11 protein-coding genes are annotated in these 15,155 nt (G+C 71.1%); 1 reads left to right on the plus strand and 10 read right to left on the minus strand.

Annotated elements, in window-relative coordinates:
* Positions 1-3: 3 nt before the first annotated feature.
* The 8 genes from KCQ71_RS25680 to KCQ71_RS25715 all read right to left on the minus strand — a co-directional run bounded on the left by KCQ71_RS25680 (position 4) and on the right by KCQ71_RS25715 (position 10,113).
* Positions 4-801 (minus strand): 6-phosphogluconolactonase, encoded by a 798-nt coding sequence (locus KCQ71_RS25680; RefSeq protein ID WP_223411543.1) that lies wholly within the window; start codon positions 799-801, stop codon positions 4-6.
* Between the two features lie 267 nt (positions 802-1,068).
* Positions 1,069-2,055 carry a LacI family DNA-binding transcriptional regulator gene (locus KCQ71_RS25685; RefSeq protein WP_223411544.1) on the minus strand — a complete coding sequence of 329 codons (987 nt, stop codon included), beginning with the start codon at positions 2,053-2,055 and terminating at the stop codon, positions 1,069-1,071.
* A gap of 235 nt (positions 2,056-2,290) precedes the next feature.
* A complete protein-coding gene (locus KCQ71_RS25690) occupies positions 2,291-3,634 on the minus strand; it encodes an enolase C-terminal domain-like protein (protein ID WP_223411545.1) in 1,344 nt (447 codons plus the stop codon).
* Complete coding sequence (locus KCQ71_RS25695) at positions 3,631-4,641, minus strand: hydroxyacid dehydrogenase (protein WP_223411546.1); 1,011 nt, start codon at positions 4,639-4,641, stop codon at positions 3,631-3,633. The genes KCQ71_RS25690 and KCQ71_RS25695 overlap by 4 nt, the downstream gene beginning before the upstream one ends.
* Positions 4,626-6,350 (minus strand): dipeptide ABC transporter ATP-binding protein, encoded by a 1,725-nt coding sequence (locus KCQ71_RS25700; RefSeq protein ID WP_223411547.1) that lies wholly within the window; start codon positions 6,348-6,350, stop codon positions 4,626-4,628. The genes KCQ71_RS25695 and KCQ71_RS25700 overlap by 16 nt, the downstream gene beginning before the upstream one ends.
* Positions 6,340-7,245 (minus strand): ABC transporter permease, encoded by a 906-nt coding sequence (locus KCQ71_RS25705; RefSeq protein WP_223411548.1) that lies wholly within the window; start codon positions 7,243-7,245, stop codon positions 6,340-6,342. The genes KCQ71_RS25700 and KCQ71_RS25705 overlap by 11 nt, the downstream gene beginning before the upstream one ends.
* Positions 7,242-8,288, minus strand: coding sequence for an ABC transporter permease (locus KCQ71_RS25710; RefSeq protein ID WP_223411549.1), 1,047 nt, complete (start codon positions 8,286-8,288; stop codon positions 7,242-7,244). The genes KCQ71_RS25705 and KCQ71_RS25710 overlap by 4 nt, the downstream gene beginning before the upstream one ends.
* Positions 8,289-8,349: 61 nt before the next feature.
* The gene (locus tag KCQ71_RS25715; protein WP_223411550.1) at positions 8,350-10,113 is read right to left on the minus strand and encodes a peptide ABC transporter substrate-binding protein; all 1,764 of its coding nucleotides are present in this window, start codon (positions 10,111-10,113) and stop codon (positions 8,350-8,352) included.
* 343 nt (positions 10,114-10,456) lie between these two features.
* On the opposite strand from KCQ71_RS25715, the gene KCQ71_RS25720 reads away from it, so the two are divergent.
* Positions 10,457-12,913, plus strand: coding sequence for an NHL repeat-containing protein (locus tag KCQ71_RS25720; protein WP_223411551.1), 2,457 nt, complete (start codon positions 10,457-10,459; stop codon positions 12,911-12,913).
* Positions 12,914-13,099: 186 nt separating this feature from the next.
* Here KCQ71_RS25720 and KCQ71_RS25725 read toward each other — a convergent pair whose 3' ends face one another.
* Positions 13,100-14,095 (minus strand): Gfo/Idh/MocA family protein, encoded by a 996-nt coding sequence (locus KCQ71_RS25725; protein WP_223411552.1) that lies wholly within the window; start codon positions 14,093-14,095, stop codon positions 13,100-13,102.
* Positions 14,092-15,132: a Gfo/Idh/MocA family protein gene (locus tag KCQ71_RS27835; RefSeq protein ID WP_223411553.1), complete on the minus strand. Its 1,041-nt coding sequence runs from the start codon at positions 15,130-15,132 to the stop codon at positions 14,092-14,094. Before KCQ71_RS27835 ends, KCQ71_RS25725 begins: the two co-directional genes overlap by 4 nt.
* Positions 15,133-15,155: the final 23 nt, after the last annotated feature.

The following is a 15,155-nucleotide window of genomic DNA, read 5'->3' on the forward strand; positions in this document are numbered from 1 at the left end:
CGCTCACGCCTCGCCGGCAACCTCCGGTCGCTCGATCGGCTGCGCGTCGGACAGCCGGGACGCGGCCGGGCCGTCAAGGAACCAGTGGGCGTCCGGGTGCAGCTGCATGGCGCTGGCCGGACAGCCGACACTGACCGGCCCCTGCAGGGCCTGGGCCACGGCGGCGGCCTTGTGCGGCCCGAGCACGGTCGAGACCATCGTGCGCGCGCTCAGCAGTACCGGAACGGTCAGCGTCACCGCGGACGAAGGGACCGCCGCAAGGTCCGCGAACAGCCCTTCGTCGACCTGCTGTTGCCGCGAGGCGATGTCCAGCTCCACCAGGCGGAGTGCGTCCGGATCGTCGAACGCGGCGGCATCCGGTTCGTTGAAGGCGACGTGGCCGTTGACCCCGACCCCGAGGCACGTGACGTCGAGTCGGGCTTCGGCGATCAGCGCCACATACCTGGCTACCTCCGCCTCCACGTCACCGTCGGTGCGCAGTCGGGAGAAGCCGGCGAGCGCGGCGTCGGGCAGGCGGTCCTGGAGCCACCGGCCGAACGACTGCGGCGCGTCGGGTGGGATTCCGACGTATTCGTCCATATGCAGGGACCGGACCGCGGACCAGTCGATGCGCGGATCCTGCGCCAGGTGCGCGAGCATCGCCTCCTGCGACGGCGCACTCGCGAAGAGCACGTGGGCGGTGCCGCGTGCCTCGATCCCGGCGATGATCGCGTCCGCCGCCACCCGGGCGGCATCGGTCGCTACCTCATCCACCGTTGACCAGACCCGAATCCTGGACTGATGCACACCGGTCTGCGTCATGACCACCCACCCCTATAGCGCTTGCAATCGGTTGCAACTGACAATAGCCGGGGACACCCGTCAGGGTCAATCCTCGACGGCGCAGCGGCCGTCGGCGTTGTCCCCGTCCGCGCGGCGACGGCCTGGTGAGCGCCCCGTGTCCGGGCAGGCGGGCCCGGCCGGCGCTCGTATGCCGGGCCTTCGGCGGCCCGACCGGTGCCCGGACGCAGTGACGGCCGCCTGACCGCGGCCCGGATGCTGCCGTGAAGGGCAGGTCTGCCAGGTCGCTCAGCGCACCGGCGCCGTCGTCCCCCGTACGGTCAGCGATCCGGCGATCTTGACGTTCGCGGGTCGGGGACCGCCGGCGATCACCTCACCGAGGAGTTCGACGGCGTGTCGGCCGAGGTCCTCGAACGGTGCCGTGACGGTGGTCAGCGGCGGGGTGAGCGTTCGAGCCAGTAGGACGTCATCGCACCCCACGATGCTGCGATCGACCGGGACCCCGATCCCCCGCTCGGCGAGCCCGGCGATCACGCCGCACGCCATGAAGTCGTCGAAGGCGAGGATCCCCGTCGCACCCGTCCCGAGGATGTCCGGGACCGCGTCACGCCCGGACTCGAACACCGCCTCGAACGGTCCGAGCTCGATCACCTGCACGTCGGACGGAGCCGACTTCGCCCAGGCCCGGATCGCCGCCGTGCGCCGCTGCGCCGCCCACGACGCGGCCGGCCCGCGAAGCACCACCAGGCGCCGGTGCCCCAGTTCGACGAGGTGATCTGCCGCGCCCCGCAGTGCCTCGGAGTTGTCACACACGACGGAAGCCAGGCCCGCCGCAGCCCGGTTCACCAGGACGGCGGGGGTCGCACCGATCGCCGCCTTGAGCTCCGCGGTGGGTAGCCGGGAGGATGCGACGATCAAGCCGTCCACCTGCGAGCTCAGCCGCTGCACCAGGCCCGGCTCGGCTGGGCCGCCGACCGCGGCGTCCACCAGCAGCACGGAGGCCTCGATCCCCGCTGCGGCATGCTCGATGGACCGCACGAGCGGCGGGAAGAACGGGTTCGTGATGTCCACGACCACGAGACCGATCAGTCCGGTTCGTCCGGTGGCGAGCCCGCGAGCCGCCCGGTTCGGGGCGTACCCCCGGGCCGCGGCGGTGGCAAGGATCCGTTCCCGGACGTCGTCCTTGACCAGGTCGGGTCGGGAGAACGCGCGGGAGACCGTGGAGCCGGAGATGCCGAGCTCGGCCGCGAGCGAGTAGATGGTGGCTGCCTTCACGAGTCCCTCCGACCGTTCCTCGGCCGCGCCGCGCGGACCGATGCCCCACCCGCCACGACCGTCCTCGGGCGACTCCCGCGGCCACACGCTCCAGGCGCGCCGGGTCGGAATGGTGGCGAGTGAACCCCATCATGACGCACGACGCCCGCCGGCGGCGCCAGGTTGCCACGCGTCTTGCCGCGTGGGTGCCGGCCTGCACCGGCGGGGTGCGCCCACTCCTGGCTTGAGACCCGGCTCAGACCTGGGTCAGCCCCGGCCGGTCCAGCAGCGGATGACGCACCGCGCCCGCCGCGACGCGCGTCAGAGCCGGATGGCTGGCGCCCAGAGCGCGGTTCCCGGCCGGCGCGTACTGCCGGCTGTTGTACTCCAGGTGCGGCGAGCTCAGCGGTAGGCCGGTCACCAACCGGGCGGAGTGGGCGAAGGCGCCGGCCACGCAGGTCAGGTCCTGCACGGTCACGAACAGGTCATGGGCGCGGGCGTAGGCATGAGTGACCAGTGCGGAGGACTGTCCCTTCGAAGCCTTGATCACCACGCCCGACCAGCCGTCGGCACGCAGCCGGGCGAGCCGCCCCGGATCGCTGTAGCCCTCGTCGATGACCACCGGCACGCCGACACCCGAGAACGCGTCCCGGCCGGGGACCAGAGCGCGCGGCGTCGGCTGCTCGACGTACCCGAGCCGGGCAGCGGCCCATGGCGCGGTCCGGCGCAGCTCGACCGCGAGCAGCACCGTGGTCGCCGCATCCGGGTAGCCCTCGTTCGGGTCCACCGCCAGCGTGTACTCGCCCACCTCGCTCTGGGCGACTGCGGCGACGCGCGCGATCCGGGCGGCATCCTCGAGCGGGTCCAGGCCACCGACCTTCACCTTCAGGTGGCGGATCCCCTCGGCGCGCAGCCAGTCCCGCAGCGATGGCTCACCACCGGCCCGCGACGGGTCACCTGCGGTCGACCGATCACCACTCTCCAACGGGTCGCCGACCCCCACCACGTGCTGCACGGGCAGCTGCCGGCGGGGCTCGCCGTGGAAGTCGCCCGGGTACCGCCCACGCAGCGCGGGGTCCAGCCAGCCCAGGTCCTCGGCCAGGAACTCCTCGTGATACATCGAGAAGGCCGGCCGGCCGGCGGCGCGCGACCACGCGTCGTGGACCGCGTTGTCGACGGCGCCGAGCGCCAGTGCCGCGGCCAGCCCGGGCAGCTCGCCGGCGCCGTCGACCGCTGCCACGACCGCGGTCCGCGCGGCCTCGAGCTGCCGCCAGATCTGGATCGGATCCGCGGGACCCAGCCCTTCGGCACGGCTCGCGAACGCCGCCACGCACGAGCGCATGACGGCGTCCCGGACGTTCGGGTCCAGGGTGGCGCTCGGCCAGGCCCACGGCACCGAGAGCACACTGTGCCCGCGCCCGGTCGCGGTTCGCCCCGCGCGGTCGGACACCACCACCTCCACCTCGGCGAGGGTGTAGGACGTCAGGCTACGACCACTGATCACGAACGGTGGGTCGAGCCGCACCCGGTCGAAGGTGGCGTGCGCCTCGCGCACCACCACGTCCGTCGACCGTGGGCGGACGTCCGGTGTGCTGCTCAACCGAGCCGGTGGTAGTTGTCCGGCGTCACCTCGAACCGCAGCTCGCCGTCGGCGAGGTAGCGGGCGATCTCCGCCTGGACCGTCCGCCCCTGCGCGAACCGTGCCTCCACGGTGCCGCCGGCCACGTGCGGGGTCAGGATCACGTTCTCCAGCCCGAAGAACGCGCTGTCCGCGGCGAGCGGCTCCTCGGCGAACACGTCCAGCCCGGCGCGCAGCCGCCCGGAGGTCACCTCGGCGAGCAGCGCCCCGGAGTCGGTGACGGCGGCCCGGGCGGTGTTGATGACCATCGCCCCGTCACGCAGCAGCGCCAGCTGCTCCGCACCGATCAGGCCCGCCGTCTCGGCGGTCACGGGAGTGTGGATGGAGAGCACGTCGCTGGTAGCGCACAGCTCGTCGAGGTCGCACAGCGTCACACCGAGCCGCGCCGCGTCCTCGGCACTGACGTACGGGTCGTAGGCTCGCAACGCGCTGGCGCCGAGCCCTTGCACCATCCGGGCGTAGTGCCGACCGACGCGACTGAGCGAGACGAGTCCGATCCGTTGTGCGGAGATGCTGTGCCCGAGCATCCCGACACCGCCGGTCCGCCAGTCCCGGGAGGACTGGAACCGGCGATCGTGCAGCACCAGGTTGCGCAGCAGCGCCATCGTCATGGTGACGGACATCTCCGCGACGGCCACGGCCATCGCCTCCGAGCCGCCCTGGGCCAGCCGGAGGCCGGCGCCGAGGATCTCGACGGGATAGAGGCCTCGGACCGATCCCGCACTGTGCACGGCCAGTTTCAACCGAGGGCCGGTCAGGATCGCCGGATCGAACCGCTGCGTGGTCCAGGAGGTGATGAGTACATCGAACTCGCTCCCGACCCCCGGGGGCACCGGAACGCGCGGCTCCGCGCCGTCAGGGTGGACGATCTCCCCGAGGTCGGCCAGCGCACGCCGGGTGGAGTCGTCGTAGAGCCGGGCGAACTCGGCGGGTTCGATCGCGACGAAGATTCTCATTGTCTCTGCCATGCCACTCCTGGGAGGTCGGTCGCCTCGGGGTCCGTGACGGCGCCGCGCACAGGCAGCACCGCCTCCAGCAGTGCCCGGGTGTACTCGTGCTGCGGATTCGCGAACAGGTCGGCGGTGCGGGCTCGTTCCACAACCTGTCCGCGACGCATCACGATCACGTCATCGGCGAGTCGTTCCACGACGGCCAGGTTGTGCGTGATGAGCAGCAGCGCGAAGCCCAGCCGGGACTGCAGGTCCCGCAACAGGTCGAGGACCTGCATCTGGACGGATGCGTCCAGCGCGGAGGTGGGCTCGTCCCCCACCAGGAACTTCGGCTTCAGCGCCAGGGCGCGGGCGATCGCCACGCGTTGCTGCTGCCCGCCGGAGAGCTGGCGGGGGTACATGTCGAGGTAGGCCGGGCCGAGCTCCACCAGCCGCAGCAGGTCGACCGCTCGGTCGCGGCGTTCGGTCGGCGTGCCGATCTTGTTGATGCGCAGCGGCTCGGCGATGTTCTCGGCGACCGTATGCGTCGGCAGCAGGGAACCGTACGGCGACTGGAACACCATCTGCATCCCGCGTCGCCGGGCCCGAAGCGCCTTGGGCGCCAACGCGCCGAGGTCCTCGCCATCGAACGTGACCCGGCCCGAGGTCGGCTCGATCAGGCGCAGCACGAGCCGGGCGAGCGTGGACTTTCCGGACCCGGACTCCCCGACCACGCCGAGGGTGCGCCCGGGCAGCAGGTCCAGCGAGACCTCGTCCACCGCCACCACATCCCCGCCACGGCTGGCGAACACCTTCGTGAGGTCCCGTACCTGCAGCAACGCCTCCGACGGCGTCCCCGCGGTATCGGTGATCGCCACCACCTCGCGCTCGGGTACGTCCATGCCCACGTCGAGGGCCGCATCGATCAGCGACCTGCTGTAGGCCTCCTTGGGGCTGCGCAGCAGTTGTGCGATCGGCGCGCGCTCGACGACGTCACCGTCGCGCAGCACGACGGCGTCGTCGCAGACGTACCGGGCCACACCCAGATCGTGCGTGATCATCACCATCGCCATGCCCTGGTCACGCAGGTGCACGAGCAGGTCGAGGATCTGCTTCTGCACGGTGACGTCGAGGGCGGTGGTGGGCTCGTCGGCGATGACCACGTCCGGCCGGGCGATCGTGGCCATCGCGATCATGGCGCGCTGTCGCATGCCCCCGGAGAGCTGGAACGGGTACATCCGGATCCGCCGCTCGGGTTCCGGGATGCCCACGTCACCGAGGGCCTCGACGGCCCGCCGGCGGGCGTCGCTCTTGTTGGCCAAGCCGTGCCAGATCAGGTGCTCGGTGAGCTGCCGTTCCAGCGGGATCGAGGGGTTCAATGCCTCCATGGCGTTCTGGAACACCATGCCGACCTGCCGCCCGCGGACCCGCCGGACCTTGGCCTCGCCCGCGGTCAGCAGGTCGAGGCCAGGTGAGCCTTCGGCGGTGAGCACGGCCGACCCCTGCACCCGCGCGTTGCCCGGCAGCAGGCCGAGGATGGCGCGCATCGACACGCTCTTCCCGCTGCCCGACTCCCCGACGAGCGCCAGGGAGCCGTGGTGCGGCAGCGAGAACGAGAGGTCGTGGACCACCGTCTTGACGCCGTCGGGCAGGGCGAAGCCCACGGTGAGGCCGGAGACCTCCAGGACGGGCTTGCGCGACGCGGCGGACCCGGCTGCGCGGGGGCCGTCCGACGGCTCAGCTCTCATCGACGTCGAAAGCATCACGAACTCCGTCTCCCACCCAGGTGAAGGCCAGCATGATGAGCACGAACACACCGACCGGCCAGGCGATGAGCTCGGGATTGGTCTGGACGAACCGGTACCCCTCGTTGATCATCGTGCCCAGTGAGGGTGTCGGTGGTGCGACGCCGAGGCCGAGGATCGCCAGACCCGCTTCGGCGAGCATGTTGGCCGGGATGCCGAAGCTGGTGGTCACCAGCACCGGACCGAGCGCTCCCGGCACCATGTACCGCATCACCAGGGTCCACGGTCCGGCTCCCATGGCCCGCCCGGCCTCGACGAACTCGAGCGTCTTCATCCGCATGATCTGAGCCCGCAGGAGCCGGGACTGACCCACCCAGCTGGCGATGGTCAGGGCCAGGATGACGGCCCAGGTGCTGCGCCCGAGCACCGCGACGAGCAGCACCGCGAACAGGTAGCCGGGGAAGGCGAACATCACGTCGGTCAGCGCCATCAGCCACTGATCGATCTTGCCGCCCTTGTATCCGGCGAGCAGGCCGACGGCGAACGCGATGATCAGGGACAGCAGCTCGGCCATGATGCCCACGAACAGAGCCGTCCGGAGGCTGAACAGCAGGCGGCTGAGGACGTCGCGGCCGAGCAGGTCGGTGCCCATCAGGTGGCCCGGTGAGAAGGACGGCAGGAACTCCTGCCCCGGGTTGATGGTGGCGTAGTGGTGCGGGGCGATCAGCGGTGCGGCCAACGCCGTCAGGCAGGCCAGCGCGACGAGTGCGAGCCCGAGCACGGCCAGCCGGTTGCGCCGGAACCGCGCCGCGCGGCGGGACCACTCGCTGCGCGGAGGCGGAAGGCTGATGGTGATCGGACCGGGGCCGGCCGCCGGCGCCTTGACGGTGGCGGTCATGACGCTCCCCCTACCGCGACGGGCCGACGGCGCCCGGAGCCGGCGTCACGAGCGCGCCGAGCGGACTCCTCACCGGTGCGGGTCAGGCCGAGATCGGCCCGCACCCGGGGGTCGAGCAGGGCGTAGATGAGGTCGACCACCAGGTTCATCACCATCAGCAGTGCCGCGAAGAACAGGGTGGTCCCCATCAGCAGGGGCATGTCCCGGCCCACGGCCGCCTCGGTGAAGTACCGGCCGAGGCCGGGCACCCCGAAGATCGACTCCACGAAGATCGTGCCGGTCGCCAACCCGGCGAACATCGGCCCGAGCACCGTCACGAGCGGCATCATCGAGTTGCGGAGCACGTGGCGGACCATGATGGTGCGGGACCGGCCACCCTTGGACTTGGCGGCCACCACGTACTCCTCGCGCAGGTTCTCCAGCACGGAGTTGCGCACGTAGCGGGCCAGCACGCCGATCGGCGCGATCGAGAGTGCGAGCACGGGCAGGATCATGTTCGCCGGCCCGTCCCATCCGAACGGTGGCAGCAGGCTGAGCATCCCGGAGAAGACGATCACCAGGACCAGGCCGGCCAGGTAGTTGGGCAGCCCATGCCCCAGGGTCGCGGCGAACATGGTGCCCCAGTCCCAGACGGACTTGCGGCGCACCGCGGCCAGGATCCCGAGCGGCACCGCGACCAGCACCGAGATCAGGATCGCCCCGACGGCGAGACTGGCGGAGATCGGGAACGCGCCGGCGATGATCTCCTCCACGTCGAGGTGCTGGTACTTGTAGCTGGGGCCCATGTCCCCGGTGACGGCACCGGCCATGAACTTCAGGTACTGCTGCCACACCGGGATGTCCTCGCCGTAGCGAGCCGCCAGCCCGGCCTGCTGCTCCGAGGTGGCCTCCTGGGCCAGGCCGACGGTGCCCCCGCCGGACGCCTGGATGCTGGCGAAGTCGCCGGGCGCCAGCTGGAGCAGCGTGAACGTCAGCATCGAGACGGCGATCAGGCAGAGGACCACCCGGAGCAGCCGGCGGCCGATGTACATCGCGAGCTTCACCTTGGCCTGCCCTTCTGACGCGGTGCCGGGGCCCGCCAGGGCCCCTCGGGGGCTGCGCTGCTCATCCTTCGCTGCGGCTGAGGTACTTGTAGTAGCAGGTCTCCGGCGCTGCGCGGGGCGCGAAGCCCTCGACGTCGTCGGCCACCGCGAACAGACGGGAGTTCCACATCAGCGGGATGGTGAACGCCATCTCCTCGCGCAGTGCCGCGGCCTGGAGGAACGTCTGGGTGCGTTCCGCCTCGTCCACGGTGCCGCGGGCCTGCACGGCGAGTTCGGCGAACTCCTGGGCCCGCGGGTCGGAGTTGGTGGCCAGCGACTCCTCGAGGGCGGCGGCCTTCGCGGCGCCGTCGAGGCTCTCGTCGGCCTGGATCACCTGGTGGGCGAGCCAGTCCTCGGTGCTGAGACTGAACTGACGCACGTAGTCCGGGCCGAAGATGTTGTTCACCCAGTTGCTCATCGTGGTCAGGCCGGAGAAGGTACCGCCGTAGAAGCTCATCAGGGAGGTGTCCTCGAACGGCGCCCACCGAGTCTCGGTGTGCACACCGCCCTCGAGGAGCTCGATGTGCAGCGTGATCCCGAGCGCCTCGTGCCACTGCTCGGCGAGCGCCTCGAGCCAGGGCGACTCGAACGTGAACTGCAGGCGCGCGTCGGGCAGCCCGTCTCCGAAACCGGCCTCGTCCAGCAGCGCGAGGGCGCCGTCCACGTCGTAGGCGACGGCCAGGCCGGAGTCCCAGCCGGGGACCGTGTTGCCCGGGATCAGGGTGGTGCCTCCTTCCGAACCACCGGTCACCGCGGCGAGCGCGTCCCGGTCGATCGCCATGGACAGGGCTCGGCGGACCCGCTCGTCGTTGATCGCCTCGTGCCCGCCCCACATCCGCTGCAGATACGTGATGCCGTAGCCCGGCACCTCGACGATCTTCTCCTGCAGTTCCGGGTCCTGCTGCACCACGGTGGCGTTGGCCGAGACGATGTCCAGGTCGCCGGAGTTGAACGAGGTCAGGGTGGCCGTGGCGTCCATGCCCAGCACCATGTCGATGGTGGCGACGCGGACCGAGGCGAAGTCCCAGTACGACTCGTTCGCGACCATCTTCAGCGACGACGTCGGGGACCACGTCTGTGGCACATAGGCGCCGTTGCCAACCCAGTTCTCGGGCTGCATCCAGTCCTGCGGCATCGCCTCGAGGCTGGCCGGGTGCAGCAGCACCATCGAGTAGTGCGACATCAGCAGCAGGAAGTCGGAGTTGGGTGCCTCGAGCTCGACGACGAGGGTCGCGTCGTCGGACGCGCTGATGCCCACGTTGGCCCAGTCGGTGTCGGCGCCGGAGAGGTGCTCGGTGGCGCCCTTGATGCCAAGACCGCTGAGGTAGCTGGACGCGCCGGCGGCGTAGTTCGTGCCGGCGCCGGTGGGCGTGAGCAGACGCTTGAAGCTCCACTCGGCGTCGCCGGCCGTGACCGGGTCGCCGTTGGACCAGGTCGCCCCCGCCCGCATCGTGAAGGTGTAGGTGCTCGCGTCCTCGGACACCTCCCAGCTCTCGGCGGCGGCCGGGACCACATCGTTGCCCTCGTCGTTGGAGAGCACCAGGCCTTCCAGCAGCCCGGCCGGGACCACCAGCATCACGTTGTTGACGTAGTGCGGGTCGAGCGAGTCGATCGACCCGCTGGAGATGGCCAGCCTCATCGTGCCCGAGGGGCCCTCCGCGCCATCGGCCCCGGTCGGCTCGGGCTCGTCCTGTCCCTCGAAGCCGCAGCCTGCGAGGGTCAGGCCGGTCACCCCGATTCCGCCGCCGAGGAACAAGCGTCGACTGACTGTGATCCCACCGTTCATCTGAACTCTCCGTTCGGCCGGGTTGCGCGTCACACCGCTGTGACTGGACTCACGTTGCAACCGATTGCAAGTCAACATAGCCACTCCGTGCGGACCAGGTCAAGTGGTGCGGTGTCACGCGTTCGTTTCGTCCGGCCGACCTCGCTCACCGTGGCCGGCCACGCTCGCCGGAGACCCTTGACAGCACACCCGAGCCAGCCCTACGTTCACCACACCCCGCGGTCTACAACCGGTTGCAAGAGTTGCCCGTGAAGACCGAACGAGCTGCGCGATTCCCCAGGCGGGGCGATCCCTCGCACCTGGCCTCGATCGCGTCATCCGCGTGCCCACTTGGAGGTTCAGAATGAGGAGTCACCCTGCCCGCTTCCGATATCGCAGACGGCTGCATCGCCTGGTTCCGGCCGGGGCGGCGCTCGCCGTCGCAGCAGCGCTCCTGGTTGCGACGCCCGCCGGCGCCGAGCCGGAGGTCCCGACCGCCGAGGGCGCCCTCGCCGTGTCCGCGACAGTCGTCGACCTGGGCGTCGCCGCGACGCAGGTCAACGTCCGCACCGGGGTGACCGCGGTGTTCCCTGACGGGACCCCGGTGGCGTATGTGCTCTCCGACGGCAACCCGGTCTCCTTCAACGTGATCAACGTCGAGACCGGCGCGCTCATCTCGTCGTTCCCGCTGCCGCCGAAGTCGATCGGCGGCTACCCCGCGGTCGCCCCCGACGGCTCCGCCTACTTCGGGGTCCGAGACGGCAGGAGCACGCTCGTCTATCACTACGACCCGCTCACCAACGACGTCGAGTTCCTGATCGAGAGCCCCACCGGCGACTCCGTCACCCGGAGCCTGGTGGTGGGCGAGAACGGCCTGGTCTACGGAACCACCTATCCGCGCGCCAAGGCGTTCACCTACGACCCGCAGACCGGCGAGGTGGTGGACTTCGGGTCCGTGACCACCGGTGACGCCTATGGGTGGGGACTGGAAGAGGTGAACGGCACGATGTACATCGGCACCGGCATCGGCGAGGGGCACGTGATGACGGTCGATACCGCGACCCGCGAGATCGCCGAGCTGGCACTGCCGCCGGAGTACGACGAGGCGCTGACCTACTTCTACCGCTTCCAGCAGGTCGGGGACCTGGTGGCGATGGCGTTCTCACCCGGTCTCCCGGGCGGCACGAACACCGCGTTCTGGGACACCGTCAACCAGGAGTGGGCGTGCGAGGGCGCCATCGGCACGTTCTTGCAGCTGAACGGCCCGTACACCCAAGCCACGCCCGACGGCGTCATGTACTACAAGTCGGGGGGCGAGATCTGGTCGTTCGACTCTTCCGACTGCTCGACGGCGGCCACCGGTTGGGCCGATCTCGGGCTCTCCGGTTCCCACCGGGTGCTCGACCTCGTCATGGTCGGCGAGGCAGACGCCGCCGAGCCGTGGCTGGTCGGCGTCAACAATGACGGCTCCATGTGGCGGTTCAACCCGAGCACGGGTGAGCACGCGGAGTTCGAGAGCGAGGTGCTGGGCGCTCCGCTGACTGCCCACACCGTCACCAGCGGCCCGGACGACCAGATCTACGTGAGCACCTACCTCGGGCCGGGCACGATCAGCCGCTACGACCCCGCGACCGAGCAGATCACACAGCTCAACGGCCCAGGTCAAGCGGACTCATGGCTCACCTACGGTGACGAGGTCCTGGTCGGGAGCTATCCGAACGCCATCGTGCACCGCGGCGACCCGGCGCAGCCGTGGGACTGGGGCACCAACCCGGCCCACGCGTTCCAACTCATCGGGGACGCCCAGGACCGGGTCATCTCGATGGCGACCGACGGCGCACTCGTCGCCCTCGGCACGGTGTCCGACTACGGGGTGCGCGGTGGTGCGCTGACGATCACCGACATGAACGGCACCATCGACGTCTACCGGGATCCGGTCCCGAACCAGAGCGTCACATCGGTGGCGTTCGGTGCGGACGGCCTCGTCTACGCCGGCACCTCGATCCGCGGCGGACTGTCCAGCCCGAACAGCCCACTGGATGCACATCTGGTGGTGGTCGACCCGGCTACAGGCACTCAGGAGTTCGCCGGCGTGCCGGTACCGGGCAACGACGTGGTGGCCGCACTCGCCGTCCGAGGGGAGACCGTGTGGGGCCTGACGAACACGGGAATGGTCTTCGGCTTCGACACCGCCAGTCGCACGGTCACGTCGACGACGGATCTGGGCACCGGCCGCTCGGCCTCACCATGGGGCCTGGGCAGCACCCTCCAGGCCAATCCGGTCGACGGCCTGCTGTACGGCATCGCGGGTGAGTCGGTCTTCGTGTTCGACCCGGCCACCCAGGAGTTCCGGATCCTGACCGAGCCCGGCTTCAAGCGGTTGACCATCACCACGTCGGGTCAGCTCTACGCAGTCGGCGCGACGAACCTGTACCGGATCGACCTCGAGGGGACCGTACCCGCGTGCACCGCCACCATCGACGGCCAGCACACCGGTCCGCTGACGGTCACCGACGGCGTCACCTGCGTCCTCGGCGCCACCGTCGACGGGCCGGTCACCGTGGGGGCCGGCGGGAGTCTGGTGGTGCGAGATGCCACCCTCGTCGGCCCGGTCGCCGGCACCTCGGCGGCGACCATCGCGATCACCGACTCCTCGATCACCGGGCCGGTCATGATCACCGGCTCCACCGTGGAGACGACGATCGCCGGAAACGAGATCGTCGGTCCGCTGGCGTGCTCGGGCAACACCCCGGAGCCGACCAACGCCGGTGTGCCGAACACGGTGTCCGGATCCCGGTCGGGTCAGTGCGCCGACCTCTGAGGCGGGGTGATGCCGAGGCGGTGAGCCCGCCTCGGTAGTCGAGCGGTGACGCCGCCCCGGGTCCAGCCCGGGCGGCGTCACTGTGTCCGTCGCGAAGCTCGCCGGGCCGGGAACCGCGCGAGAGCCAGAACTCGTCGGGCCGCAAGCCCTCGTCAGACCGCAACCTCCTCGAGCCGCAGACCCTCGTCAGACCGCGAAGCTCCGGGCACCGCCGTCGCCGTCCGCGCTCTCCTGCGCGAGCAGCGCGACACGAGTCGCGAGCAGGCTGGCGGCCGTGGTGATCTCGGGTTCCCGGCCGGCGTCGACCGCGTCGAAGAAGTACGCGGCCGGGCGCCGTGGCGGCGGCAGCGTCTCGACCCATGGGGCGCGGTCGTGGGTGGCGACCGTGAGCGTGTTGTACGCCCAGTCCAGCTCGGCCGTGCCCTCCGAACCGGTCAGGCGCATCCGGTAGTGCCCGTGCACGTCCGCGGCCTGGGGGGAGAGCCAGTTCGCCTCGATCGTCGCGGTCACCGGCCCGGCCCGGAGCAGCACTGCCACATGGTCGTCGAACTCCGGGTGGTCGGCGGCCCGCGCGTTCCCGGTCAGGGCGCTCACCGAGCCCGAGGTCGCGCCGGTCAGGGTCAGCACGAGGTCGATATCGTGGATCGGCAGATCCGCAGCGATCCCGCCGTAGCCGGCGCGGCTCAGGAACCAGGCCGGCCGGGTGGGCAGGTTGAGCTTGTGCGGGCCGGTGCTCGCGACCAGGGCGAGGTCCCCCAGCACGCCGTCGGCGAGCAGCCGGCGGACGGCCAGCGTGGGCGGGTAGAACCGCTTCTCGAACACCACCGAGACGTGCCGGTCCGCCCGCTCGGCCGCATGCTCGATCTCGTCGAGCTGGGTCAGCGACGTGCACAGTGGCTTGTCCGCGAGCACGTGCGCACCTGCCTCGAGAGCGGCGAGCACGGCCGACGCCCGCTCGCCGTACACACCGGCCACGAGGGCCACGTCCACGTCGTGCGCGGCGAGCAGCTCGCCGGGGTCGGCGTAGGTCGGCACGTCCGGCGCACCGGCAAGGTGGGCGGCGCGCATCGCGGGATCCGGCTCCGCGATCGCGACCAGCTCGCACGAGGGCCGCTGGGCAACCTCGTCCAGGGCGTAACTCACGTGCGGGTGCGCCGCACCGAGGATGGCCACGCGGGTCATGAGAGGTCCTCCAGTCGCACCTGGCGCCCGGTCCGGGCCGCCTCGTAGATCCCGCAGAGCAGCCGGACGGTCCCCACGGCGTCGGTGGCATCGGCCGCGGACCGGCGTCCGCCTGCGATCGCCGCCAGGACCTCCCGCCACATCGCGACGTGCCCCGCGATCCCGATCGCCGCCGGATCCGATGCCCCACTGATCACCGAGTCGTCCGCGGGCGGCGGCGGCACACCGGGCACGTCCCAGCGGATCACCTCACCCTGGCCCAGCTCGACGACGCCCCGGGACGTGTGCAGGGTGAGCGTCGCGGGCGAGCCGGGCGGGGTGGCCGTGGAGGTGCTGATCATGCCGAGCGCACCCGAGGCGAACCGCAGCGTGGCCACCGTGGTGTCCTCGGCGTCCATCTCGTGCCCGAGCGTGCCGTACTGCGCGGTCACGTCGGCCACCGGGCCGCACAGCCAGCGCAACAGGTCCACGTTGTGCACGCCCTGGTTCATCAGCGAACCGCCACCGGCGGCCATCGAGGAGCGCCATCCGGCGGCCGCGTAGTAGTCGTCGTCGCGGTGCCAGTGCACGTGGGTGGTGGCCAGGCGCACCCGGCCGAGGCGGCCGTCGTCGAGCAGGGTCCTGACGTAGGCGAACTCGGCCTCGAACCGCCGCTGCGCGACCATGGCGATCACCACGCCCCGCTCGGCCTGCAGCGCGGCGAGCCGCTCCGCGTCGGCGACCGAGGTGGCCATGGGCTTCTCCACAAGGACGTGCCGGCCCGCCTCCGCGGCGGCGATGGCCAGCGGTGCGTGCCACTGGGTGGGAGTGCAGACCGCGACGGCAGCCACCTCCGGGTGCGCGATCACCGCGTCCGGGTCGAGCCGGACCGCCCCCGGCCAGCCGCTCTCGGCCGCCAGCCGAGGACTTCCGCCACTGAACGCCACCAGATTCACGCCGGGCAGCGCACGCAGGGCCCGCGCGTGCGTGACCCCGATCGCGCCCAGCCCGATGATGCCGATACCGAGTTCGGGCGAGCTCACCTGGGTCCCTTCCACGACGGAGAGTGTCCCGCCACCCT

The sequence above is a fragment of the Occultella gossypii genome, assembly GCF_019947135.1.
GTDB classification, from domain to species: Bacteria; Actinomycetota; Actinomycetes; order Actinomycetales; family Beutenbergiaceae; genus Occultella; species Occultella gossypii.